Source organism: Parabacteroides sp. CT06 (assembly GCF_002257605.1).
Classification (GTDB): domain Bacteria; phylum Bacteroidota; class Bacteroidia; order Bacteroidales; family Tannerellaceae; genus Parabacteroides; species Parabacteroides distasonis.
This window is the reverse complement of record NZ_CP022754.1, coordinates 491,550-517,006: the sequence shown is the minus strand read 5'-3', so window position 1 is coordinate 517,006 and position 25,457 is coordinate 491,550. Positions and strand designations below refer to the sequence as shown.

Here is a 25,457-nt window from a genome sequence, read left to right as displayed (position 1 = left end):
ACACGGGATTACATTTTCATGCCCTTGCCCGTTTTCTTCTGCGGCTTCTCCTGCTGCTGTTGCTGGCGGGCGTCCTTCGGGTTGGTCTGACCTTTCTGCAACGGCTCTCTCAGATTCTTTGTAGCCTCGTTGGTCTTGCCATCGTTGTTCACCGCCACCTGCGTGCGGCTCTCGTTGGACGGAGCAACCTGCTGTGCATTGTCAGGGTTCGTGTCGTAGCGGTACGGGCGTCCCTTCTCCGGGTTGAACTTGATATACATCGTGGCATGGAAGCCCTGCTTGTCGGTCACGTTCTCCAGCTTCACGGCTTTACCCGCCACATAGTCGGCTTTCTGCTGGTCGGTGAAGCTCACGCCGCTCCATTTGCTGATGGGGCGGATGCTGCCGTCCTCGTTCGTCCACGTGTTGCGGCGTTGCTCCTTCTTGGTCTGTGCGGCATTTTCCCCGCCCTGCGCCTGACTTTTCGATGTGTCGCCTTTGGTTTCCTGTGTCTGTGCGGTACGGGGCGACTTGCCGGTTCCCGGCACGAACTCCACGCCGCGCTGCTCCACGTTCACTTGCAGGGTGGTGACGAACTTTCTGCCGTCGTTGCGCTCGATGAGCTTGTCGCGTACGGGCAGTCCGGCGCGGAGCATGTCCCGCTCCTGCGTGGTGATTTCCGTCTTGCCGATGCGCTCCGGGATGCGCACCCTGCTTGCCGGAATGTCCGTGATTTCATTCGTCTTGCGGTCGATGCTGATGTAGGAGGGGATGATCTCGCCCGTTTCCCTGTCCACAATGTCCACGACCCTACCGAGATTGCCCGTTTCGCGGAGGTTCTTCCGGTCATTGTCGGAGAATTTGTGTTCCTTGTACTCATCCAGCTTCTGCTCCTTGCGGATGAAGTGCGGCACGAGGCTGATGTTTCCCTCACCGTCCTTCTTGAAGGAGAGGCGGGCGTCCAGCTCGAATGATTCGCCGCCGAAGGTCGGTTTGACCTTTACCAAGTCGGACTTGCCATAGTTGAGCATCTTCGTAAGGTCGCCGGACTTTTCAAGGTTGTCCCGCTTTACGCCCCATCTGTCCTCCAGCTCCTGCCAGTTGATTTTACTCTCGTCGATGGGCTGGTAGCCACGTTTGCCCTGCATCTGTTCGGATTTGTCCTGTTGCTGTTCTTTCCGTTGTTCCATGTTCTCCTGTTTTTGAGGTTCTTGTTTCTCTGTCTGTTGTGCTGCCATCTCTTCCTGCACCTTCTTCTCATAGTCGGAGGTGTCCACCTTGTGAGGGGCGAGCAGCTCCTTGTTCGCTTCGGGGTCTTTCAACAGTTGCTTCATCACCTCTAAGAGATTTTCAGCTTGGTCTGCCGCAATGCGGTAGAAACCGAAGCGGCTGGGTTCCTTGCACTGCCGGAAGAAGTTCTTGAAGAAGTTGTCCAGCACGTCGCCATGTCGGTCGAATTGCAGGAAACTCTGCGCGTTCTCCGCTTTTGCGGGGGTGCGCTTGGGTGTGCCGTCCGCGTTCAGCCCGGCTACCACGCTGATCTCGCCTGTCTTCTCGTCACGGACTACCAGCACGTCCTTTTCGTCTTTTTTCTTTGCCATCTGAAAAATGTTTTAATGGGTTATTTATGAAAGAAATTATGGATACGAGCCTTGTAGAAGGCTATATCTTCCTTTTTGAAGTCCTTGATATGGTTGGAAAGGAATGTCAGCACGTCCTCCTCGCTGTAATAGGTCTTCTTGCCCAGCGTCTTGTAGGGCAATGCGCCTACGCTGCGGTAGCGTTGGAGGGTGCGTTTGCTTATCTGGAGCAACATGCACAAATCCTGATTGTCGAAAAGGCGGATGCTTTCCGTGATAGTGGGCTGTTTCCCCTCAGCCTTCATCGCCAGCAGCAGTTCGTCCTGACGGTCGAGCCGTTCCATCAGCTTCTGCATCCAGCCCTCGAAGTTGTTTCGTGTGAGCAGTTCCATGACCTATGTCCTCCTTCCTTTTGGTTTGCCGCCCGTGCGCAGCGTGTGGTTGTGGAACAGGGTGTCTATTGTCCCTTCCTCGTTCCTTACTGTGTTGTCCTCCAATAGCCGCAGTATCTCGGAAAGGCGGTAGCGGCAGCTTCCGCGTACCACCACATACTCGATACGGTGGTCGGTGCGCATACGCTGCATGGTGCGCTTGCTCACGTTGAGCATCTTCGCCGCCTGTGCCGTGTCAAGCAGCTTGTCTTCGGTTTCCCGCTTCCGTTTCTTCTCGTCCCTTGCCTCGCGGATGTACCCTGCGATGTTCGCAATCTGCGCCATCATCTCCTTGTAGGCGGAACTTTCCATTGTTATCACTTTCATGTTCAGTCCTTTCTTTTTGTTTCTGCGACAAAATTCGGCAATAAACAAAAGGGGCTTTAACAACTCACTACGTGACTCACGTAAGATTTTTGCGGAAGATGGCTCCGTAACCCGGTCAAACGGCGCAACAGGCAGCCTTTCAGCGGAAAACGATACGTCTTGTATGCCGTTTCGTTACCTTTGCGGCAAACTCTAAATGACATGAATATGGAAATAGTATCTATCGAGAAAAAGACTTTCGAGATGATGGTGGCGGCATTCGGCGCACTCTCGGAGAAGGTCGCCGCCCTGAGGCGCAAAAGCGACACGGGGCGCATGGAAAGATGGCTCACGGGCGAGGAGGTCTGCGGGCAGTTGAGAATAAGCCCGCGCACGTTGCAGACGCTGCGTGACAGGCGGCTTATCGGCTACTCGCAGATAAACCGCAGGTTCTATTACAAGCCAGAGGAGGTGAAGCGGCTGATACCGCTTGTCGGCACGCTCTATCCGCACGGCAGATGATTTGATTTATTCACCCACTGAATCCGAAGTTATGATGAACGAGAACAACGATGTTTTTACGATGGAAGACGAGCCGATAGCCTCTGTGGTGCAGGATATGCGCAAAGGCTCGAAATGGCTGTCCGCATTTCTGGAAAGCTACCGTCCTCCGCTGGACGGGGAACGTTACCTGACGGACGGCGAGGTGTCGGAACTGCTCCGTGTGAGCCGGCGCACCTTGCAGGAATACCGCAACAACCGCGTGTTGCCCTTCATACTTTTGGGAGGGAAGGTGCTTTACCCGGAAACGGGGCTGCGCGGGGTACTGGAAGCGAACTACCGCAAGCCGCTGGAGTGAGGCGGTTTCATGAAAAAGTAAACGGGTGACACCTTTTGTGGTGCTACCCGTTTACTTGTCTTATGGGGTATGTGCAATCAGCAATACCCGGCTTTTCCGTTCTGTATGAACATCACGTATGTCTGCCGTTTCTCTTGTGAGAGTGCCTTTCCCACCAGCCATGTGCGGAACAGGTGGGTGTTGTAGGTATTCACCCTGAAAGCGACCGGGATGATGATTTCAAGGGCGTACACGTCCGCGTGCAGCCCGTTTTCAAGCTGCATGTAGCGGCACACCTCGTAGTCGTTCAGCACGTCCGACTTGCGGACGGCTCTGATGGCGGCGTTCACTGCCGGGACGGTCGTATGGAACAATCCGGCTATTTCGGTGGCGGTCATCCACACGTCGTTACCGGTTACGCTGACTGCCTTGTCCTCGATGATGATTGTGTCACGTTTCATGGCTTTTCTTTTTAGATGGTGCAACCTGCAAATTCCTCGACGCCGTTCAATCTTGCGGCAAGGTTCTCCATGTCCTGATTGAGCTTCTCTTTGGTTATCTTTGCGTAAATCTGCGTCGTCTTTATGCTCTTGTGTCCGAGCATGGAGCTGACCGTTTCGATGGGAACACCGTTGGAGAGGAATATCGTCGTGGCTGCCGTGTGGCGGCTCTGATGCCACGTGATATGCTTGGTGATGCCGCAACGCTTGGCGACGGCACGGATACCGGCAAGGCACGTGTTATAATGCGGAACGGGAAATATCCTGCCGTCCCCGCACAGTCCCCGGTATTTGCCGATTATGCGGTTGGCGATGTCGAGCAGGCGGATGTTGGACACCACGCCCGTTTTCTGGCGGTTGATGTTTATCCACTCGTGTTCGTCGAAGTAGGTGCGGATATTCTCTTCCGTAAGGTTGCGCATATCCGCGAACGACAGCCCCGTGAAGGCGCAGAACAGGTAGAGGTCGCGGTACAATTCCTGTTTGGCGTTTTTCAGTTTCCCCTCCATCAGCAGGCGGATCTCATCTTTGGTCAGGAAACTGCGTGTTGTTTCCTCCTTCTTGATTTCATACTCGCGGAACGGGTCGCGCGTCAGCCACTCGTTGTTGATGGCGATGAATACCATCGTCCGTAACGGGCAGACGTACAGCCACACGGTATTGGTGCAGCAGTGCTTGTCCGTGCGCAGGAACATCTCGAAGTCGGAGATGAAAGCCGGGGTAAGCTCTTTTAGGGCGATGTCCTTCACATGGTAGCGGATGTCGAGGAACTCTTGCATGTGCTTGTAAACGGTGCGGTACTTCAGCAGCGTGCCTTTGGCTTTCATGCCTGCCTCCACCTGCTTCTCGTAGTCCTCGTTGTGCTGGCGGAACACCTGCATCAGCGTGTGGTAGCGGTGTTCCAGTCCGAGAAAGGCGTTCTTCACCTTCTCCGCCGTGACGAAGTTGTCACGCTCCATGATTTCCTGATAATGCCTGTTGATGCGTACCCGCATCTTGTCAAGCATACGGTTCGTTTCGAGTGCCGCCGTGCTTCTGCCCGTGACACGTCCACCTTTGGTGTCCCACAGTTTCGGATCGACAGTCAGTTTGCAGCTGAACTGTGTCTGGCTGCCGTCCACCGTGATGCGTCCCATGACGGGAACTGTCCCGTCCTTTTTCACTACCTGACGCTTGAGGTAGTAGATTACTGAAAATGTACTCTTCATTGTCCTTAATTTTTGGGTTTCAAAATTAGTTGGTGAAGAGTCCGGTGTTGGTACGCAAAACGGGGAGGAACGGCGCAATCTTTTTCCGTAACCTGATTTTTCGCATGAGTTATGGATAACTCACTATTCCTTAGAGCCTTGTTTCGCTATTCGTACCCGTTTGTCGCATTTTCGGGCATGGTTACGAACAAGTAACGTAGCGGCGTCAGGATTTGGCTTCGGCAGGGATTGTAATGGCTTCACGGATTATCGCCACTTCAACCAAAACCCTTGTAACTCAATTCTATCACTATATCTTTCCGCATTTCACTTTTTTGTAGTAACTTTGCGACATAAAAACATAAAACAATTCAACAATGTCAATCTCACGCTTTAATGCTGTGGAGAAGGCATCCAACCGAAAGGCCGTGGAAGCCGTTACTCCCGAACACAAAGTATCTGAGTACTATGGCGAGAATGTCTTCAACCGGAAGGCGATGCAAAAATATCTCTCCAAGGAAACGTACAAAGCCTTGACCCACGCCATTGACAATGGCACACCTATCGACCGGGAAATCGCCAATCATGTGGCAGCCGGCATGCGTATGTGGGCACTGGAAAAAGGAGTCACTCATTATACCCACTGGTTTCAACCGCTTACCGATGGCACCGCCGAGAAGCACGACGCTTTCGTGGAACACGATGGTAACGGTGGCATGATCGAGGAGTTCAGCGGCAAATTGCTTGTCCAGCAAGAACCGGACGCTTCCAGTTTCCCGAACGGTGGACTTCGTAATACCTTCGAGGCCCGCGGCTACTCCGCTTGGGACCCCTCCTCTCCCGCTTTTATCGTAGATGACACACTTTGTATCCCAACCGTATTTATCGCTTATACCGGCGAAGCACTGGATTATAAGACCCCACTGATCCGCTCTATCGAAGTATTGGGAGAAGCCGCCAAGGACGTATATAGATATTTCGATGAGGATGTCAATAAGATAATTACTTACCTAGGTTGGGAACAGGAATATTTCCTTGTTGACGAAGACTTGTATTCCGCTCGTCCGGATCTCTCACTGACCGAGCGTACCTTGCTCGGACATGAGAGCGCGAAGAACCAACAATTAGACGACCATTATTTTGGCGCTATCCCCTCTCGTGTACAAGAATTCATGAAAGACTTGGAAACCGAATGCTATAAACTAGGTATCCCGGTAAAGACCCGCCATAACGAGGTAGCCCCCAATCAGTTCGAGCTAGCTCCCATTTACGAGGAATGTAACCTAGCCAACGACCATAACCAATTGTTGATGTCGGTCATGAAACGTGTAGCCCGCCGTCATAATTTCCGTGTATTATTGCACGAGAAGCCATTTAACGGGGTAAACGGTTCCGGTAAACACTGTAACTGGTCTATGGGAACAGATAAGGGGGTAAATTTATTCTCTCCGGGTAAAGACCGTGAGGACAACCTGCGCTTCATCACTTTCGTGGTGAACACCATCATGGCCGTTTATAAATACAACGCTTTATTAAAAGCGAGTATCGCTTCCGCCACGAACGCGCACCGCCTAGGCGCGAACGAGGCACCTCCCGCTATCATCTCCACTTTCCTCGGAACGCAAATCAGCGAGATCTTGGATAAATTCGAGAATAGCTCTATCGAGGACGCTATCGAGGTAGACGATAAAAAGGGCTTGCATCTTGGCTTCGGGCAGATCCCCGAACTGCTGTTGGACAATACGGATCGTAACCGTACCTCTCCTTTCGCTTTCACCGGAAACCGTTTTGAGTTCCGTGCCCCGGGCTCTTCCGTGAACTGCGGATCGGCCATGTTAGCGTTGAACTCCGCCGTAGCTTATCAATTGCAACAATTCAAGAAGGACGTAGAGGCTTTGCAAGCGGAAGGAAAAAGCAAGGAAGTAGCGATCTTCAAGGTGCTGAAAGCCTATATCAAGGAATCTAAGCCGATCCGCTTCGATGGGAACGGTTATTCGGACGAATGGAAAGAGGAAGCCGCCAAGCGAGGTCTGGATTGCCAAAATAGTGTTCCCTTGCAATATGACGCTTATCTTAAACCGGAGTCGATCGAGATGTTCACGTCTACCGGCGTACTTACCCAGAAAGAATTGGAAGCGCGTAATGAGGTAAAATGGGAAGTCTATATCAAAAAGGTACAGATCGAGGCTCGGGTATTAGGGGATTTATCCTTGAACCATATCATCCCGGTAGCCGTTCGCTACCAGAGCGTATTGCTGGATAATATAGCGAAGTTGAAAGAGACATTCGGCGATGACCCGGAATTCCGCAATATGTCGGAAGAGCCCCGTCGCTTGGTTCGTAAGATAGCCGGGCATATCTGTGCCGTGACCAAGAAAGTGGATGAGATGGTAGAGGCCCGCAAGAAAGCGAACCGCTTGACCGATATGCGGGAAAAGGCGATCGCTTACCACGACTCGGTAGCCCCTTATTTGGATGAGATCCGTGACCATATCGACGATCTGGAGCTGATGGTGGACAACCAGATGTGGCCGTTGCCGAAGTATAGGGAACTCCTGTTTATCCGATAAAAAACACCAGTACTGGCGTTGCCTTGCGCCAGTATCGGCATAGCCTCACACTGATATAGGCGCAGCCTTACACCGATACTGGCATAAGGCTACGCCTATACTCCCGTTTACCACTTCACATAAGAAGCATTCATCAAGAAGTCATAATCATGTTTCATCGCTTGCAACGGTGTCATATTATAACGCTCTTGCTCAATGAAGTAATCCTCTAATCCGGCTTTCTCCGCCACAGCGAATAAGGATTTGAAGTCTACGATTCCGGCGCCCATCTCTGTGCTGCCCTTTCCATCTGCGTTCGCGTCTTTCAAGTGCCAGTTGGCGAAACGACCGGGATAACGGTTCACGTAATCATGACATTTAAAACCGCCATACACTAATTGAGCCGTATCGATCTGGAAAGTAACCAGCCCTTTGTCCGTATTCTCGATCATCACGTCGAACGGGATCTTTCCTTCCAACTCATGGAATTCATCCACATGGTTATGGAAAGCGAAACGCAACCCGTTCGCCTTTGCGATCTCACCACATTTATTAAATTGATCCGCTAAACGCTTCACGTCCGAAAGGCTCTTGATATCTTTGGAGGGATAACCCGCCTGAACAATCCATTTACAGCCTACCTCTGCCGTATCGGCGGCATTCTTTTTCCAGAAGTCCCATCCCTTGGTATCACCCTCCGCCAGCAAACCGCTTCCGGTATGGGAACCTACCATACGGGCACCCAGATCCGCCAGATATTTCTTCATCTCGGCCGGGGATTTCCCATAGAATTTGCCATCCCGGTAACCGGCGGCTTCCATCCGTTTATAACCGATATCCACCAAAGCCTTCATCGTACCGTCAAAATCCGTCTTCAAGTCGTCCCGGACACTATACAACTGTACACCTATCGCTTTCTCTTTCTTAGCCAAGATAGAGGCAAAGCCGTTCGGTACTACACTCAGCGCAGCCACAGCGGCACCCGCTTTCAAAAAATTCCGTCTCGTTATCATCATACTATTCTTTAAGATTAACGGCGCTAAAGGTAGCAAAATTATTTCTACTTTCGCGCACATTTAAACAAACGATCATGCAAGGAACAAAAAATCTGACCGAAGGGGTCATCTCCCGGCAACTATTCAATCTGGCGATGCCGATCATGGGTACCTCATTTATCCAAATGGCCTATAGCATCACCGACATGGCTTGGGTAGGCCGGTTGGGAAGCGAGGCCGTAGCCGCTATCGGCGCCGTTGGTATCCTTACTTGGATGACGAACTCGATCTCTTACTTGAATAAAGTAGGCTCGGAGGTGAGTGTCGGGCAAAGTATCGGGGCGCAAAACGTGGAAGATGCCCGAGGATTCGCTTCCCATAACCTAACGATCGCCTTGATCCTCTCGCTTTGCTGGGGATTCTTGCTATTCGTCCTCGCTCGTCCGATTATCGGCTTCTACAAACTGGAGGAACCGATTGCGTTGAACGCCGTGGAATATTTGAGAATCGTCGCTTCCGCATTCCCATTTATCTTCCTCTCGGCGGCGTTTACCGGGATTCATAATGCCTCGGGATTGAGTAAGATTCCATTTTATATCAGCGGAACAGGTCTTTTACTGAATATGGTGCTAGATCCTTTATTTATACTCGGCTTCCATTTGGGTACGGCAGGTGCGGCTTGGGCTACGTGGATCTCCCAAGCGGTGGTTTGCGGACTATTCGTCTATCAGCTAAAATGCCGCAATAAATTGTTCGGTGGATTCCCTTTCTTTGTCCGTTTAAAGGAACGCTACACCAAGCGGATCTTCCAATTGGGCCTGCCGGTAGCGTTATTAAATACGTTCTTCGCAATCATCAATCTTTTTATGGCCCGTACAGCTTCCACCTACGGAGGGCATATCGGTTTGATGACGCTTACGGCAGGTGGACAAATGGAGGCGATCGCATGGAACACCTCACAAGGCTTCAGTACGGCCCTCTCCGCTTTCACCGCCCAGAATTACGCCGCACACAAGAAAGAACGTATCCTGACCGCTTATCATACGACGCTTAAAATGACTTCGATCATCGGCGTGCTCTGTACCTTGCTATTCGTCTTTTACGGTAGCGAGGTCTTCTCACTGATCGTGCCGGAGCAAGCCGCTTACGAGGCTGGCGGCATATTCCTCCGGATCGATGGCTATTCGATGATCCTCATGATGTTGGAAATTACCACGCAAGGCATGTTCTACGGTACCGGCCGAACGGTTCCACCGGCGATCATCAGCATCTCGTGCAACACCCTGCGCATACCTTTGGCCATCGGGCTGGCGGCAGCGGGACTGGGTATTACGGGTGTTTGGTGGGCGATCAGCCTTTCCAGCATGCTAAAAGGTATCGTCGCTTTCATCTGGTTCAGTATCTTACAGAAGAAGATCTTGTAAGCGGAACAATTCTTACCGATTTTCCGTACATTCGCGATTAAAATGACATTCAATAAAAAAAACAATCTATATGGATAACAAATTCAAACCGGAAACCCTGTGTGTACAGGCCGGTTGGCAACCCAAGAAAGGAGAACCCCGTGTCCTCCCGATCTATCAAAGCACGACATTCAAGTATGAGACGAGTGAGCAGATGGCTAAATTGTTCGATTTGGAGGAAAGCGGCTATTTCTATACCCGCCTTCAAAACCCGACAAACGAGGCTGTAGCCGCCAAGATCGCGGCGTTGGAAGGTGGCGTGGCTGCCATGCTGACCTCATCCGGGCAGGCCGCTAGCTTTTTCGCTTTCTTCAATATTTGCGAGGCTGGCGACCATATCGTAAGCGCAACCAGCATTTATGGAGGTACTTATAATCTACTGGCCGTTACCTTGAAGAAGCTGGGAATCGAATGCACGTTCGTAGATCAAGACGCGAGCGAGGAAGAGATCTCCAAGGCGTTCCGCCCGAACACGAAAGCGATGTTCGGCGAGATGATCTCCAATCCGGGCGTTATGGTATTGGACGTGGAGAAGTTCGCCCGCATCGCCCATAATCATGGCGTACCCTTGATCGTCGATAATACGTTCGCCACGCCGATCAATTGCCGTCCGTTCGAATGGGGAGCGGACATCGTCACGCACTCCACGACCAAATATATGGACGGCCATGCCACGAGCGTAGGCGGTTGTATCGTGGACAGCGGCAATTTCGATTGGAAAGCGCATGCCGAGAAGTTCCCGGGACTTTGCCAACCGGACCCTTCTTACCACGGATTGACCTATACCAAGGCATTCGGGAAATTAGCGTTCATCACGAAAGCGACTAGCCAACTGATGCGTGACCTTGGAGCGATCCAATCCCCGCAAAACGCATTCCTATTGAATCTGGGATTGGAGACCTTGCATCTTCGTGTACCGCAGCATTGCAAAAACGCCTTGGCGGTAGCGCAGTGGCTACAGAAATGTGATAAGGTAGCTTGGGTTCATTATCCTGAATTGGAAGGCAATCCGTACCATGAACTCGCCAAGAAGTATCTACCGAATGGCTCTTGCGGCGTATTATCCTTCGGATTGAAAGGTGGACGTGAGGTGGCGATCAAGTTTATGGATAGCTTGAAACTCGCCGCTATCGTAACTCACGTAGCGGATGCCCGTACTTGCGTGCTTCACCCGGCCAGTCATACGCACCGCCAGTTGAGCGATGAGCAATTGATAGAGGCTGGCGTAGCTCCGGACTTAATCCGCTTCTCTGTAGGTATCGAGAACGCCGATGATATCATCGCCGATATCGAGCAAGCGTTGAATAAATAAGACTTCAGTGCCACGCTGATGGCACACCCATGTCATCGGCATGGCACACCCGTTCCATCAGCGTGGCACACCTGCTTCTCCAGCATGACACTGCTATAAGTTCCTAGATAGGCAGGAATCTCCCCAGACGCACCACCCAATTTGTCGTAATCCTCCCTAGGCTCGTTACCGGATGTTCCTCACGCAACAAATCCTCACGGAACTCACGAAGAATAAGCCAATCCGCCTGTTTCACCCAATGCCGGAAAACCGGATTCTCCACATGGCTTTCCGAAATGGATAATAACGCATCCAGATCAAAACAATCAGCGACAACGCCTGCGCCAGACAAAGAGGCATCGTAAGCATTGCAAGCTTGCTCAATATGTGTAGGAACCATCAATACAGGTTTATTCAGATACATCGCCTCACATACGGATTCGAACCCGGCGGTCGTAGCATAAGCCTTCGCCCCCGACATATAACGTAGAAACAACGTATCATCCAGCTGATGGAAAGAAAGGCAATCGTCTATTATCACCTCGGCTCGCTGATCTTTCTTATCCCAAAAGAAATGCATCGGAACCGAAGGATGACGGGAATGCCAAGAACGGATCTCCTCACTAAACCCGCTATTCAACAAATAACCATGCAAATAACTGCCGTTCGAGGGAACCGCATCCAAGACTTCTTGCCTTAATAAAGGAGGAACCACGACTATTCCTCCCAACGGCGCCTCACGCATCTTCCGAAAAGACAAGGCTAATTTTTTGACGGAGCCTATCGCCGTTAATCTCGTAAAAAATCGTAGCGACGCCAACGACAATGTGCTCTGCTTCGGGAAAACGAAGTCCGGATGCAAGAATAGATATTGATGGGCGATACATACCATCGTCGCTTTCGGACGGAAAAGTAAGTAAGTCAGCCCCGTCAGCAGCTCGTAGAAATTCACGACAACATCCGCATCCGTCTGCCGAATCATCCGGTCGATATAACGGATACTTCCCATGTATTTGTGCAGACGCAATACATTATATAATACGCTACGCATCAAACTCACTTGTTTATTCTTAGCCGTCGGTAAAAAATTCGGACTCTCAAACGGATATACCGGCGATTGTATCTTATTCAAGAAGAAATCCGGCAAACGGCGGGCCGGACTTTTTCCTACCAACACACCAACGATCTCATGTCCTTCGGCCATCAATTTCTGGCGTAAGGATAACGCTTGGGTCAAGTGCCCACGTCCCTCACCTTGTATGATAAACAGGATTTTCATACGGCATCCGCATATAGTTGTACATTATTATATGTAACAATATCCCACTCTCCTTGTTCATCCTCCACGAGAGCGGTCATGCTTTCCACCCAATCGCCGGAATTTAGATAATGCACATTACCATACCATACGTTCGCCGCTTGGTGAATATGGCCGCAAATAATCCCATCCAAATGCTTGGCCTCCGCTAAGCGTACCAACTCTTTCTCAAACTCCGAGATATAAGAGACCGCACTTTTCACCCGGTGTTTCACCTCTTGGGATAAAGAGAAATAAGGTTTTCCTTGCCGCTCTCTACGATGATTGTAAACCTTATTCAACCACAATAAAAAAGTATACCCCACATCCCCAAGCATGGCAAGCCAACGCATATGGGTCGTAACCGTATCGAAAATATCGCCATGTGTCACGAAATAGCGTTTTCCTTGTCTCGTCTTCAGCAAATAATCCTTTACGATCGATATATTGGAGAACTTAAAAGGAGCCAAGCTGTCGAGAAAATCATCATGGTTCCCCACTACATAGATAATCTCCGTACCCCTTTTCTCCATCATCTTCATCAATACCTTAAAGAAATCGGTATGCTTTTGTTTCCAGCGTTTACCGGATTTCTTCAATTGCCAGCCATCGATGATATCACCATTCAGAATCAATCGATCGCAATCTACGTGCTTGAGAAAATGGGTGACCTCCTCCGTCCGGGAATGTTCCGATCCCAGATGGATGTCCGAGAGGACAATAGTCGGATAGTACTTTCTTAATATCATCTTTTCCTTGTTTAAGATGATACAAAAGAACACCTTCGGTATTACAAGTTCACGACAACCTAGTGAAAAAGACATAACAAAAAGGCCAGCTCTTCACAAAGCCGGCCTTTTCTCGTTTAACTTTAAATATTAAAAAATTATGATGACATTTTACTTTACCTATTCTTCTGATTGAGTAGCCTCGTAAGCCTTTAACAACTTCTCTTGTACATCGGCAGGAACTAACTCGTAACTAGCGAACTTCATCGTAAAGGAAGCACGTCCGCCCGTAATGGAACTTAGTGAAGTAGAATAGTTAGACATCTCTTTCAAAGGAACTTTCGCCAATAGTTTCTCAAATCCCTTCTCGCTATTCATACCCATAATCAAGGCACGGCGTCCTTGCAAGTCACTCATCACATCTCCCAGATAATCGGCAGGAACGGAAACCTCGACATCGTAAACAGGCTCCAAGATCTTAGGGCCAGCCTCCTTGAAGGAAGTACTGAAAGCATTACGTCCGGCAAGCATGAAAGAGATCTCATTACTGTCTACCGGGTGCATCTTACCATCGTATACGCAAATACGCACGTCGCGAGCATACGAACCCGTCAACGGCCCTTGCTCCATACGAGCCATGATACCTTTTAGGATAGCCGGCAAGAAACGAGCGTCGATAGCACCACCAACGATACAGTTTACGAACACGACTTTACCACCCCAATCCAAATCGATTATTTGAGTATCACGAACATTCATCTTATACTCCTGTCCGCCGAAACGGTAGGTATCCGGAGCAGGCATACCTTCATAATAAGGCTCGATAATCAAGTGAACTTCACCGAACTGGCCTGCGCCACCAGATTGTTTCTTATGGCGGTAATCCGCACGGGCCGCTTTCGTAATCGTCTCACGATACGGGATCTTCGGCTCCAGATATTCGATCGGCAATTTATCATTATTCTCGATTCTCCATTTCAATGTACGAAGATGGAACTCACCTTGACCGGAAACGATTGTCTGCTTCAATTCCTTGGACTGCTCGATTACCCATGTCGGGTCTTCCTCGCGCATACGTATCAAGATTTCCATCATCTTCTCGGCGTCAGCCTCATTCACCGGCTTGATAGCACGACGATATTTCGGATCCGGATATTTAATGAAGTCGAAACGATAATCACAACCCTTTCCGTTCAATGTATTACCACGGCGAACATCCTTTAACTTAACGGTCGCTCCAATATCACCCGCCACCATTTCCGTAACCGGGGTACGAGTTTGTCCGGCTACCGCAAATAACTGTGCGATACGCTCCTTGGAACCACGATCGGCATTCATCAAATCGTCACCTTCTTTTACTTTTCCTGATATCACTTTAAAATAGGAAACCTGACCAATATGAGGTTCCACGGTAGTCTTGAAGAAGAACAAGCTAGTAGGACCATTCGAGTCCGGAGTCACCTCTACGCCTTCCGTAGTAATCAGACGAGGCATCTTGTCGGTACAAGGAACCACGTTACCCAAGAACTCCAACGTACGACGAACACACATATCACGACCGGCACATACGCAGAATACCGGGAACATACCGCGAGTAACCAAGCCCGCACGGATACCGGCACGCATATCATCCTCGCTCAAGGCACCTTCCTCAAAGAATTTCTCCATCAAAGTATCATCGTTCTCAGCGGCGGCTTCCACCAAGGCTTGATGCAACTCCATCGCCTTATCCATTTCCTCGGCGGGGATTTCCAATACATCAGGAACTCCACCTTCCGGTTTCCAACGATACATCTTCATTTTTAATACATCCACCACGGCATTGAAAGAAGAGCCGCAGCTAATCGGATATTGGATCGGAACGATCTTACTGCCCCAACGGTCTTTCAACTGGGCGATGGTTCCCTCATAGTCGGCTTTATCATTATCAAGCTGATTGACAACGAAAATCACCGGTTTATGAAATTGTTCAGTATACCGGAACTGGTTAATGGTTCCAACCTCAACACCGTACTGGGCATTCAATACCATCAGTGCCGTATCCGTGACATTCAGAGCGGAAACAGCTCCTCCCACGAAATCATCCGAACCCGGACAATCGATGAAATTCAGCTTCCGATCCTGCCACTCAACACTGAAAACGGTTGAGAAAACTGAGTATCCATACTCTTTCTCAACCGGGAAATAATCGGACACCGTATTTCCTGCCTCAACGGAGCCGCGACGTTTTATAACTCCACCCTCGTAAAGCATAGCTTCAGCGAGAGTGGTTTTCCCAGAGCCCGAACTTCCCAAGATAGAGATGTTCTTAATTTCATTTGTTTGGTATACTTTCATGATATCAGGATTTATTTGAGTTTAACAATACGTTTATTTGGCGTGAATCACTTTCACGAGGGCGCAAATTAGAGATTGTAAAGGAAAAAAGCAATTATCGCCCGGTGTTTGAGAACTATGTTGTGCAGCAGGGCTGCCAAAGATCAATATTGATCTTTGGCAGTCTCAGCCATATCTAACTCTAATACACCACCTTCTACGACATTCTTAAAAGGGATAAAAGGTTCCTGTAAAGACTCGCCATTTAAGCGATATTCCTGTACATAGACATTTGTCTTATTATTATTCTTGGTTTTAATCACAAATGTATCTCCCGGATAATACCGCTTATTCAATTTGATCGTCACTTTATCAAATAGAGGACTTCCTAACGCTAAAGTCGGGTTTTCACTTGCCAAGCCAACTATATCAAACAATCCTATCGAGGATATCACATACCAAGCACCAAGTTGACCTTGATCCTCATCCTGCCCATAGCCATAACCGTGAATACCTTCTGTCCCATAAAACTCATCCAGAATCGCACGTACCCACTTTTGGCTTAACGAAGGTTTGCCCGCTAGATTAAACAACCAAGAAATATGTAAGCAAGGTTGATTCCCTTGATTATAATAAGTTTGTAAACCAGCGAAAGCATCAATAGTCGTTCCACCGCTAAATGTCTTGTCCTGTGAAAGAATAAATATACTATCCAGACGTTGTGTAAATTCCCTAGCTCCCATTTTAGCGATCAGCGATTTTGCGTCATGAGGTACATAAAATGTATATTGGTATGCATTCCCTTCTTGGAATCCACGCCATACTTGCATGGGATCAAAATTACTGATAAACCGTCCATCCGCATATTTGGGCTGAATCAAGTTCGATTCCGCATTATAAATACGTTCCCAACCTTTTGACAAATCCATCAATACATTATAATCATCCGTTTTGCCCAAGGCTTTCGCCATCTGCCCTACGGCATAAGCTCCAAACGAATATTCCAAGGTATGAGAGGCCGAAAACATCCATGCCTCATCAGCGCCTTCACCTTTGTCCATATGAGGAACATAACCATATTCCACAAACTTATCCGTATCCAGCTTACCCGCTCCCATCGGTCGGTTCTCTCCCTCTAACTCATTCTTTCGTGCCGCCGCATAAGCATTCTCTACGTCAAAATCACGGATGCCGCATAGATAAGCCGCAGCAATCACATTACCTAACTGATTCGTTCCAACACCGGAGACAAACCGGCTACAAGCTATACCATCTCCTAACCATCCGGTATCTTTATAAACTTGTACATGCGTACTTACATAATCCGATAAATACTCCGGATAAGCCAATGCCCATACTTGAATCAAGTTCCATTGCCCTCCCCAAATACCATCCGTGTTATAAAAAGAGAAAGCCGGTTTTCCGTCTTTTAAGGGCAACTGTCCAATAGTCCCATCATTTTTAGGATATGCGCCGTTCACATCGCTAGCCAATCCTCTGCCCAATAGGGCATGATAAAGTCCGGTATAGAATTTGATTTTATCTTCTTTCACCGGGGTTTCCACACGCATACGTCCTAAATACTCTTCCCATGTAGATCTCGAGATTTCGCGAGCCTCATCAAAGTCCATTTGATCTTGGCGAGTCTCTGTCTCTCTATTTAATCGAGCATTATCTACAGAGGTATAAGAAAGACCTACTTTTGCTGTTATCAATTCGTTGTCTTGAGTATTATAGGTCAAATAGGCACCAGCCCCAATCCCCTCAATCTCTCGGTTATTCTTCTGTACAGTCTCTTTCACAAAGGTTCCGAAAGAATCCGCAGGCTTATCCAAACGAGCCGAGAAATACATGGTTATCGTAGCTCCCGACTGATACTTATTACTATAAGTAGGTAAAGTCGTAACCCAACCTTCTACTAAATCATTTCCTTTTATCCGGACGAAAGCATCCACAGCTGGTCCACTTTCGCCTTGACGATTTCCTATATCAAATAAAATATGACTCGCATCGCTCTTGTGAAAAGTGAATCGTTGAAAAGCAACTCGAGGAGTTGCGGTCAACTCCGCTTTCACATTATAATCTTTAAGCATGACCGAATAATACCCGGCCGTAGCGATTTCATCCTTATGATCAAAAGAGGAGCGATATCCCTGCCCGATAGAATTTAAAGGTCCCGGAATTGTTTTCAAATCTCCCACTGTAGGCATCAAAACAATACCTCCAACCTGAAACTCATGTAGACAAGGGAATCCCTCTATAGAAGTATCCCGATAATCATATCCCGTAGCTTCCCATCCTGATTTATTCCCTAGGCTAGCATTGGTAGCTGCTGCTGGTTTCGCTAATCCAAATGGCATCGCACCCGGAGCAAAATGAAACCAACGGCAATGAGCGGTACCAATGCGAGGTTCCACGTATTGGGTTAATGACTCCATTGTTTCTTCCGTATTCTTCGGAGTCGTTGTACAAGCCATCCCTACCAGCGCCAAGGACAAGATGAGTGATACTTTTTTCAATGAATTAATTCTCACCATATTCAGAACTTGATTTTATATGTTTCTATAGCATATTTACCCAAAATAATCTCTTGAACAGAAGAAAGTTCTTCCTCTATCAAGTTTGTGTGAATAATCTCTTTTGGCTCTACAAACATCCGCAGATGTACTGTTTCTTCCTTATTTGAGCAATTATACATTCTTACAATCAAACTATTATCATCTTCGCATTTCTTTATCGCCGTCACCTTAACATTGGGGTTATCTACAGACACAAACGACACCTCTTCCGGCAAAAAAGCCTTTCCATATTGAATCGGATTATACACCGCAACCAACGGCTCATTGGAAGATGTACCGAACTCCTCCCTAAGCGGGCTATTAACCTCATGAGAAGTCAAAGAGAAATGATAGGAATGATCTCCGGGTTGAATAAAATCATTACCTAACGGATGACAACTTTTACGAGACGCTAATAAAATAGGTTGTAAAATCGTATAATCTACCGGTTGGTCTGTCGGATCAATATAATCAGCAACCGCAACAGAAGAAGACAAGGTTACGGCACATTTTTCTCCGGCCGCACTTAACCAGTTCCCGATACCGCGAGGACGCTGCTTACTATTTTCAACATAATAACGCTCACCCGCCGCTCCCGGCATCTCATCTTTTCCAACCGTCAATGCCCCGAAAGGAACCTCATAAGATACTGATGAACGCTGGAACGCAAGAGGCCACATTAAACGATACTCACGATAAAGTACGGCATCCCAATTCAATAAGTCAACATCCATATCTATTTTTTTAACCTGATGATATACACGTAAAGTCTGTTCTATAACTGCGTTTCGGATAGGTGTACGCATCTTATAGGATGTATATACAGGCCCATCTTCTTCTACTTTCCAAGGGACCGCATGATTCGAAGTTTTATCAAAACCTTCCATATCCGGCTGTTGCACCGCATCAAACTCGCCAGCCCCATTCCCCACAGAGCGCATAGTGATAACTTCCCCTCCTAAAAATTTTTCAGTATTCAACAATGGACAGCCCATTGATTTATCATATATTTGTTTGATACCACCATTTACCAGTTCGATCCTATAGTGGCTATTCTCTATCAAATCAACGGCCGGCCCAGATTTATCCTCTTGCTTTTGAGTTGGATTTAGATAATAAGTTTTTAGTCCCATAGCAGGCATATTATCTGCCGTAAAATGTAGATTAGCCTTTTCTATAGACCCATCTTGATAATAAACAATTTCAGATAACTGGGAATTAACCGCTTTTCCCTGATAATCTTTAATTTGTAAATCGTAGGCATACCCTTGCTCAAAAGCCACTTCTACAACAGCAGGAACAGTTCTTGAAAAAGACAAATTATTAAATAGTATAATCGAACGTCCTTTTTGTCCGGAGGTCTTAATCGAAGACGCTAAAAATCCAGCTTGCCGATCAACGATTTGTCTTGCTTTTGATAACGCAAACTCATATTTCCGGCGAAATGCATTATCCGTCATGATACCACCATTGCCCCCCCATCCGTGGTCTGGATAGATTTTAGCTTCCCACGCCTCATTCAAATCATCAGTAGGATACATCTCAAACGATTGGCGAACCATGGTACTAAAAGAAGATATTTTCTCCGCTGCAGGTAACCAAACATCTCCCTCACGACTGGCAGTAAGAGCCTTCTCATGCGAAGGACCATGAATATACAGCCACACATTCGGACGTTCTCCATGTGTTATGGGTAGTGCTGAAGTAGAATGATCTAATGTCTCAAAAAAGTCATCGGCGGTCGCAAATTTAAACTGGGGTAACGACACTTTTACTCTCTCACCTGTCTTCCCATTCATTATATAACGAACATTATTCCATTTCTCAATAAATACAGGACAATTTCGAACCGGCTTCATATCCCACGACAACTCATAATTAAGCATCGCAGGCATTACAGTCTTAGATTTCTTGACATCATTGTATTTTGTATACCATAAAATAGCCTCTTTAGCCATCTCTTTGACCGCTGTCGTATCATCCTTTCCTAATACATTATAAAAATAGATATAATGTCCCGGAGTATAAGTACGAACTTTTGAACCGTCCGGAGATTCCCAATAGAACAGCCCTCTTTCGTGACGACTGATAACCAAGTTCTCAATTCCCGCCTTACTCATGATTTGAGGCATTTGCAAAGTACGTCCCGGCACGTCTACATTAAAATAAGAGGAGGTTTGGTAACCATTAAAGTTTTTCTTCAACCATCTAGTTCCCAAATAAAATTGGCGAGCTAATGATTCTCCTGAATACATCTCCTCGTACGGCTGTATAAAAGTTCCTCCCACACAAATACGTCCTTCTTTCATATATTTAACAAACAATGGATACGTATCCGGATGACGATGGATGTATTCCTTCAATATAGAAGTTTGTTCAATATCCATCTTGAATGTTGGATCTTCACCCAAACGTTTCAAGAATGGTGTCAACCAAAGTGTATCCCGGTCGGCGATACAAGCATCGATATGATTCAGCCACGCTAAATCTTGATGAGTTGTAGTAAACACATAAATATCCCCATCTTTCAAAGAGGAATTTGATAAATCTTTCAAAAGATGGAAAGACTCTTGATCACAGATATATGTATTTCCTGCAAATTGGGCTTTTAATATAAAGTTCGGAAATACACATAAGATCATTAAAATGAATATTTTCTTCATATGACTTTTTGTTTGAGAGGATGCACCAAGATAGCACATCCCCCTTATATAAATAAAATTGTAAATATCTTCCCGTTAGTTATAACCCGGATTTTGAGTCAAATTAGGATTACGTTGCATCTCATTTACAGATATCGGCCATAGTAAATCTGATTCTTTAAAAGTTGCGCCTGCCGCATTTTGAGCACCCAATAAAGTCACATAACGAACCTTTCCCTTATCCGTCTCCGATATTACAGGGAACATCCCTGTCCGAGTACAATCATCCCATATTTTATACTCTAAAGGGAATTCACGTAAACGTTCAGTCCAACATGCCTCAATAAATGCTTGTTTCGATAACTTCATCAACTCTGAAGAAATCTCTTCTACGCTTTTACCATCCATATTTGAACGAGCTTGCACTTGGGCTAAATAACCTGCAGCCTCTGAAGTCACACCCTCACTTTGGGCAATAGATTCAGCACCAGCCAATAAAGCTTCCGCATAGCGATAGATATTCCAGTCTTTTGTACCCTTTCCCGTATTTAACAGAGCCTCCTCATCAAAATAATACCAACATCCTGCTGTACTTGAAGACCATTTTTTTCCTGTATTAGGATTTGTATATTCCCAGTGGAAAAACTGATTCGGTTGAATACGCAAGTCATTTGGGGAATATACATTTAAAAATCGATCTGTCGGTCCATAAACACGTTCCATAATGGAATACGTACCAAATACAGTCGTCGCATTTGAACTACAAGAATAACTAGGAAGCCAATCACTCGTATTGATGCTATTATCATATTCTTGCGCATAAATTACCTCGTCTAAATCATCAATCGAACGCAATTTATTGAAAGCACTATTCATCGCTAAATCTTCATTCATAACTAATTTATGAGGAGAATTAATCACTATTCGTGCATATTTAGTGGCTTCCGCATATTTACCCTTTTGCATATAAACATTTGTCAACAACATAGCAGCTGCGTATTTTGTAATACGATGAGCATTTGCCGCAAACTTACTTGCAGGAAGAATCTCTACCGCATCTTTTAAATCAGACTCTATTTGAGCATAGACTACCTCTACACCAGTACGCTCTAATTCCATATCTACGGCAGCTTCATAGGGTTCGGTATAGAATGGGATAGCACCAAATGTTTTCACCAAATAAAAATAATTGAACGCCCTAAAAAACTTAGCCTCTGCTACATATTTAGAAATAGAAGAATCTTCCATTGGAATACTAGGAATGTACTTAATCGCCGAATTAGCGACATTTATCGCATTATAACACGCATCCCACACTCCATCCACAGTTCCTGATATTTGCATCGTATATTTCTGGCGGCTTAATTCCCTAGAATATTTACAAACAACCTCTTGTCCTTCATAACTATTTGAGAAATAGCCAGTCAACATACCTGTTACAGTAGCGAAACTACCTAAATAAGCACTGGGAGCTGAAGCTATTTGGCGTATTGCACCTGTGCGATATAAATAATTCACATTAGCCACAGCTTGAGCTTCCGTTGTATAATACCCAACATTCGTTAGTTGTGACTTAGGTTCTTCTTTTAAGAAATCGTCACATGCGCTAAAGCTCATCATATTAGCACAAACGATAATTATTATCAATATCTTTTTCATATTCGATTATTTGCTTTATTAAGTTGACTAAAATGTTACGTTAACCCCTAATGTAAATGTCCGAGCTCTGGGATAAGAGAAAAAAGTCATATTTTGTCCAAATTTACCACTTGTCTCGGAAGAAGATTCTGGATCATATCCTAAGAAGTCCTTTGAAACGATTTGAAATAGATTATTTCCACTAGCATATAATCTTAAACCCGACAATCCTATTTTTTTTATCAATTGCGAGTTAAATGTATATCCTAGCTGTACCATATTACAACGTAGATAAGAACCATTTGCAACCCATCCGGAGTCGCTCGTTATATCTTGGCCAGCATGTTCTTCTCCAAAATGAGCACCGCTAGCTAAATATATCATTGGCTGCATTGTTTCTGGATTTGTTCCATCATAAGCATCATATAAAACCCCTTTCAAACCATTTGTAATGCCAAAGCGATCATTCGTTGTACACATAAAACGTTGTAAAGTCTCGACCCCCCAAACAAATTGCAAGTCAACTGTCAAATCAAAATTCTTATAAGAGAAATTATTAATCCAACTACCAGTCCAGTCAGGTAATCCTTTACCTATTATAGTTTTCTCATCAGAACGTTTCGCCCGACCAATCTGAGTCTTCTCGCAAGCCCCAGCCTTATAATCTTCAAGCGTATAAACACCCTTACGCTCTAATCCCCAGAAACTACCCATACTTTCACCAACACGAAGGACACTACCTCCACCAACCCAATCATACAAATAGACATCTGCATTCGTATCACTTAATGCTAAGATTTCGTTCTTATTATAATTTAGGTTTAGTGTGGAAGACCAAGTAAAATCATCACCTTGAATAGGGGCCCCATTCACCATAATATCTACACCCTGATTACAAACAGAGCCTATATTCTTAAAAATAGAAGTAAAACCCGTAGAATGGGGTACAGGACAATCTAACAATAAATCAGTTGTCTTTTTATTATAATAAGCAATATCAAAATTTAGGCGATTATTGAATAGCCCTAAATTAAAACCAACATCAAATTGCCCGGTCTTCTCCCATTTCAAATCTGGGTTAGACATTGTCTTGATATAAGAATAAGCTGAACGTTTCGCATCAATATAATAAGTGCCCGCATCTACTTTCCCTAAAGAGTTATAAGGATCGATCTCTGAATTTCCAGTTAAGCCATAACTTGTATGTAATTTTAAATTACTTATTAATGCGTTATCTTTCAAAAAATCTTCTTGAGAAATATTCCAAGCCAAACCAGCAGAAGGGAAAAATGCGTACTTATTATTCTTTCCAAACTTTGAAGACCCATCGACACGCCCTGTCACAGTCGCAGAATAACGATCTTTATAGGTATAAGCAAAACGCAAAAAATAAGAGTTCATGGCCCATCGAGTCCAACTTGATTCAGGTGCGTTTGGAAGAGTTCCCACCGACATATTATTATTTTCATAAAAATCGTCGGAGAAACCCTGAGTATAAGATTTATCCCAACGTTGCGTACGTTCTTGCCAAGATAGACCTGCCATAGCATTCAACCTGTGATCACCAAAAACCTTATTATAGGTTAGATAAGTCTCTTCTTGCCAATAAAATGTATTCCAATTCTGGTATTCCGCCCAGCCATTCGGCATAGAAATGTTATTCAACTCAATCGAAGAATACCCTCTATAAGTCGTATTATGGCTATCAACACCAAATTGTGTTTTTAAATCTAAGCCATCTGCCAAATGAAATGTTAGCGCCGCATTTCCAAAAATTTGTGTATTATAACGCATTCGCTTTTGCAGATCTAAGATCATTACAGGATTTGACATTCCTTCTAGACCAAAATAACTGTTCTCACTTTGGGAAGTAAGATTTGTCGTATATTTACCATATTTATCTCTTACAGGCAACCATGGGACCATTTCGATCATCGTACGGCGAGCCTCTTGCCCACCTCCATCTTCCGGTGTATAACGTCCCCATGTATGATTAACCAGTACATTGACAGCGGTAGATAACCATTTAGTAGGATGAGCGTCATAAGCGATCTTTGCGTTCAATCGTTTATTATATGTATTCATCACGATACCTTGTTGATCCGTAAAATTCAAAAATGCTCCCATTGATGACTTTTGACCAGCTTGTTGGATATTTAGCTGATGGTTGTGAGATACAGCTGTACGTGTGGCCTCATCTTGCCAATTCGTATCATATATTGGATTTCCGTTCGCATCAAAATAGTCGCGGTCATGGAACCAATAAGTCCGATCCAAAGACCAATTCTTATCATAATATGTATTCTCGTTCTCTAGGCCTTTCATAAAAGCATCGCACCATTCTTGAGCGTTCATCGTATCCATTTTACGAGCTATGCTACTAATACTTACCGAACCCTGATAAGATACTTGTACCCCCTCACGTCCTTTCAGACCTCGTTTTGTTGTTACCATGATAACGCCATTCGCACCACGAGCGCCATAAATAGCCGCCGCAGAGGCATCCTTTAAAACCTCCATCGATTCAATATCATTAGGATTTACCAACGAGAAGTCTTCCATGGCAACCCCATCAACAATATACAAAGGTTCCGATGAAGAATTTATAGTAGCCATACCACGTATCACGACACGATTCGCATACGCTCCGGGCTGACTTGAATTAGAAAAAATATTTACGCCCGAAACTTTACCTCGTAAATTCTCTAAAGCACTAAAATTCTGATTCTTCGTCAAGTCCTCTCCTTTAGCGACTCCAATCGAGCCAGTCACATCCGATTTACGCATTGTACCATAACCAACCACCACCACTTCTTCCAAAGCTTGAGAGTCTTCTTCTAAAACCACTCTCACATTTTCTCGTACAGGAATTTCTACTGTCTTATAACCAATATACGAAATAACCAACATCGACTGTGAAGACACATTTAAATTGAATTTACCATCCAAATCTGTAATAGTTCCTTCCGTCGTACCTTTGATACTAACATTTACACCAATTAGAGGTAGTCCAGCCATATCAACAACCACACCTGTTACCGTTTTTTTACTCTGTTGAATAATGTAAGCAGTATTACTACTCTCCGCTCTCAATTCCGCAGAGAACGGTAAAAAAGATATTAATGCGATGGGTAATACCATCATTTTTGTAAACTCCAT

Annotated in this window: 18 protein-coding genes; 5 read left to right on the top strand and 13 right to left on the bottom strand. The window is 46.0% G+C overall.

Annotation, left to right across the window (positions count from 1 at the left end):
* Positions 1-8: 8 nt before the first annotated feature.
* The 3 genes from CI960_RS02080 to CI960_RS02070 are packed head-to-tail and all read right to left on the bottom strand — an operon-like array spanning position 9 to position 2,317.
* Positions 9-1,580, bottom strand: a complete 1,572-nt coding sequence (locus CI960_RS02080) for a DUF3945 domain-containing protein (RefSeq protein WP_004291455.1) — start codon at positions 1,578-1,580, stop codon at positions 9-11.
* 20 nt (positions 1,581-1,600) lie between these two features.
* Positions 1,601-1,951: a helix-turn-helix domain-containing protein gene (locus CI960_RS02075; RefSeq protein WP_004291454.1), complete on the bottom strand. Its 351-nt coding sequence runs from the start codon at positions 1,949-1,951 to the stop codon at positions 1,601-1,603.
* Between the two features lie 3 nt (positions 1,952-1,954).
* Positions 1,955-2,317, bottom strand: coding sequence for a helix-turn-helix domain-containing protein (locus tag CI960_RS02070; RefSeq protein ID WP_004304264.1), 363 nt, complete (start codon positions 2,315-2,317; stop codon positions 1,955-1,957).
* Positions 2,318-2,518: 201 nt separating this feature from the next.
* On the opposite strand from CI960_RS02070, the gene CI960_RS02060 reads away from it, so the two are divergent.
* Both CI960_RS02060 and CI960_RS02055 read left to right on the top strand, forming a co-directional pair.
* Positions 2,519-2,818 carry a helix-turn-helix domain-containing protein gene (locus CI960_RS02060; RefSeq protein ID WP_004291426.1) on the top strand — a complete coding sequence of 100 codons (300 nt, stop codon included), beginning with the start codon at positions 2,519-2,521 and terminating at the stop codon, positions 2,816-2,818.
* Positions 2,819-2,849: 31 nt separating this feature from the next.
* Positions 2,850-3,155 (top strand): helix-turn-helix domain-containing protein, encoded by a 306-nt coding sequence (locus CI960_RS02055; protein ID WP_004291424.1) that lies wholly within the window; start codon positions 2,850-2,852, stop codon positions 3,153-3,155.
* Positions 3,156-3,232: 77 nt separating this feature from the next.
* Here the strand turns inward: CI960_RS02055 and CI960_RS02050 are convergent, their stop codons facing one another.
* Together CI960_RS02050 and CI960_RS02045 are read right to left on the bottom strand one after the other, a co-directional pair.
* The gene (locus CI960_RS02050) at positions 3,233-3,595 is read right to left on the bottom strand and encodes a hypothetical protein (protein WP_004291423.1); all 363 of its coding nucleotides are present in this window, start codon (positions 3,593-3,595) and stop codon (positions 3,233-3,235) included.
* 11 nt (positions 3,596-3,606) lie between these two features.
* Positions 3,607-4,842, bottom strand: coding sequence for a site-specific integrase (locus CI960_RS02045; RefSeq protein WP_004291422.1), 1,236 nt, complete (start codon positions 4,840-4,842; stop codon positions 3,607-3,609).
* A gap of 356 nt (positions 4,843-5,198) precedes the next feature.
* On the opposite strand from CI960_RS02045, the gene CI960_RS02035 reads away from it, so the two are divergent.
* On the top strand, positions 5,199-7,391 hold the full coding sequence (locus CI960_RS02035; RefSeq protein WP_005858821.1) for a glutamine synthetase III: 2,193 nt from the start codon (positions 5,199-5,201) through the stop codon (positions 7,389-7,391).
* 107 nt (positions 7,392-7,498) lie between these two features.
* Here CI960_RS02035 and CI960_RS02030 read toward each other — a convergent pair whose 3' ends face one another.
* On the bottom strand, positions 7,499-8,386 hold the full coding sequence (locus CI960_RS02030) for a TIM barrel protein (protein ID WP_008772604.1): 888 nt from the start codon (positions 8,384-8,386) through the stop codon (positions 7,499-7,501).
* Positions 8,387-8,460: 74 nt separating this feature from the next.
* Here CI960_RS02030 and CI960_RS02025 point away from each other — a divergent pair, with 74 nt between their 5' ends.
* Together CI960_RS02025 and CI960_RS02020 are read left to right on the top strand one after the other, a co-directional pair.
* The gene (locus CI960_RS02025) at positions 8,461-9,789 is read left to right on the top strand and encodes an MATE family efflux transporter (protein ID WP_005858825.1); all 1,329 of its coding nucleotides are present in this window, start codon (positions 8,461-8,463) and stop codon (positions 9,787-9,789) included.
* Positions 9,790-9,859: 70 nt separating this feature from the next.
* On the top strand, positions 9,860-11,140 hold the full coding sequence (locus CI960_RS02020; RefSeq protein WP_005858827.1) for an O-acetylhomoserine aminocarboxypropyltransferase/cysteine synthase family protein: 1,281 nt from the start codon (positions 9,860-9,862) through the stop codon (positions 11,138-11,140).
* A 103-nt stretch (positions 11,141-11,243) separates the two neighbouring features.
* Here the strand turns inward: CI960_RS02020 and CI960_RS02015 are convergent, their stop codons facing one another.
* The 7 genes from CI960_RS02015 to CI960_RS01985 form a co-directional block, all read right to left on the bottom strand.
* Positions 11,244-12,398 (bottom strand): glycosyltransferase family protein, encoded by a 1,155-nt coding sequence (locus CI960_RS02015; protein WP_005858829.1) that lies wholly within the window; start codon positions 12,396-12,398, stop codon positions 11,244-11,246.
* On the bottom strand, positions 12,395-13,165 hold the full coding sequence (locus tag CI960_RS02010; RefSeq protein ID WP_005858831.1) for a UDP-2,3-diacylglucosamine diphosphatase: 771 nt from the start codon (positions 13,163-13,165) through the stop codon (positions 12,395-12,397). Before CI960_RS02010 ends, CI960_RS02015 begins: the two co-directional genes overlap by 4 nt.
* 159 nt (positions 13,166-13,324) lie before the next feature.
* Positions 13,325-15,481: a translation factor GTPase family protein gene (locus CI960_RS02005; protein WP_005858833.1), complete on the bottom strand. Its 2,157-nt coding sequence runs from the start codon at positions 15,479-15,481 to the stop codon at positions 13,325-13,327.
* A gap of 143 nt (positions 15,482-15,624) precedes the next feature.
* A complete protein-coding gene (locus CI960_RS02000; RefSeq protein WP_036629120.1) occupies positions 15,625-17,994 on the bottom strand; it encodes a GH92 family glycosyl hydrolase in 2,370 nt (789 codons plus the stop codon).
* A 5-nt stretch (positions 17,995-17,999) separates the two neighbouring features.
* On the bottom strand, positions 18,000-20,681 hold the full coding sequence (locus tag CI960_RS01995) for a glycosyl hydrolase-related protein (protein WP_232520555.1): 2,682 nt from the start codon (positions 20,679-20,681) through the stop codon (positions 18,000-18,002).
* Positions 20,682-20,756: 75 nt separating this feature from the next.
* The gene (locus tag CI960_RS01990) at positions 20,757-22,319 is read right to left on the bottom strand and encodes a RagB/SusD family nutrient uptake outer membrane protein (RefSeq protein ID WP_005858840.1); all 1,563 of its coding nucleotides are present in this window, start codon (positions 22,317-22,319) and stop codon (positions 20,757-20,759) included.
* Positions 22,320-22,346: 27 nt separating this feature from the next.
* A complete protein-coding gene (locus CI960_RS01985) occupies positions 22,347-25,457 on the bottom strand; it encodes a TonB-dependent receptor (protein WP_005858842.1) in 3,111 nt (1,036 codons plus the stop codon).

What these genes read in the sequence shown, in the direction of transcription:
- CI960_RS02080 (WP_004291455.1), bottom strand. Translation starts at nt 1,580, where the DNA reads ATGGCAAAGAAAAAAGACGAAAAGGACGTGCTGGTAGTCCGTGACGAG.
- CI960_RS02075 (WP_004291454.1), bottom strand. Translation starts at nt 1,951, where the DNA reads ATGGAACTGCTCACACGAAACAACTTCGAGGGCTGGATGCAGAAGCTG.
- CI960_RS02070 (WP_004304264.1), bottom strand. Translation starts at nt 2,317, where the DNA reads ATGAAAGTGATAACAATGGAAAGTTCCGCCTACAAGGAGATGATGGCG.
- CI960_RS02060 (WP_004291426.1), top strand. Translation starts at nt 2,519, where the DNA reads ATGAATATGGAAATAGTATCTATCGAGAAAAAGACTTTCGAGATGATG.
- CI960_RS02055 (WP_004291424.1), top strand. Translation starts at nt 2,850, where the DNA reads ATGATGAACGAGAACAACGATGTTTTTACGATGGAAGACGAGCCGATA.
- CI960_RS02050 (WP_004291423.1), bottom strand. Translation starts at nt 3,595, where the DNA reads ATGAAACGTGACACAATCATCATCGAGGACAAGGCAGTCAGCGTAACC.
- CI960_RS02045 (WP_004291422.1), bottom strand. Translation starts at nt 4,842, where the DNA reads ATGAAGAGTACATTTTCAGTAATCTACTACCTCAAGCGTCAGGTAGTG.
- CI960_RS02035 (WP_005858821.1), top strand. Translation starts at nt 5,199, where the DNA reads ATGTCAATCTCACGCTTTAATGCTGTGGAGAAGGCATCCAACCGAAAG.
- CI960_RS02030 (WP_008772604.1), bottom strand. Translation starts at nt 8,386, where the DNA reads ATGATGATAACGAGACGGAATTTTTTGAAAGCGGGTGCCGCTGTGGCT.
- CI960_RS02025 (WP_005858825.1), top strand. Translation starts at nt 8,461, where the DNA reads ATGCAAGGAACAAAAAATCTGACCGAAGGGGTCATCTCCCGGCAACTA.
- CI960_RS02020 (WP_005858827.1), top strand. Translation starts at nt 9,860, where the DNA reads ATGGATAACAAATTCAAACCGGAAACCCTGTGTGTACAGGCCGGTTGG.
- CI960_RS02015 (WP_005858829.1), bottom strand. Translation starts at nt 12,398, where the DNA reads ATGAAAATCCTGTTTATCATACAAGGTGAGGGACGTGGGCACTTGACC.
- CI960_RS02010 (WP_005858831.1), bottom strand. Translation starts at nt 13,165, where the DNA reads ATGATATTAAGAAAGTACTATCCGACTATTGTCCTCTCGGACATCCAT.
- CI960_RS02005 (WP_005858833.1), bottom strand. Translation starts at nt 15,481, where the DNA reads ATGAAAGTATACCAAACAAATGAAATTAAGAACATCTCTATCTTGGGA.
- CI960_RS01995 (WP_232520555.1), bottom strand. Translation starts at nt 20,681, where the DNA reads ATGAAGAAAATATTCATTTTAATGATCTTATGTGTATTTCCGAACTTT.
- CI960_RS01990 (WP_005858840.1), bottom strand. Translation starts at nt 22,319, where the DNA reads ATGAAAAAGATATTGATAATAATTATCGTTTGTGCTAATATGATGAGC.
- CI960_RS01985 (WP_005858842.1), bottom strand. Translation starts at nt 25,457, where the DNA reads ATGGAGTTTACAAAAATGATGGTATTACCCATCGCATTAATATCTTTT.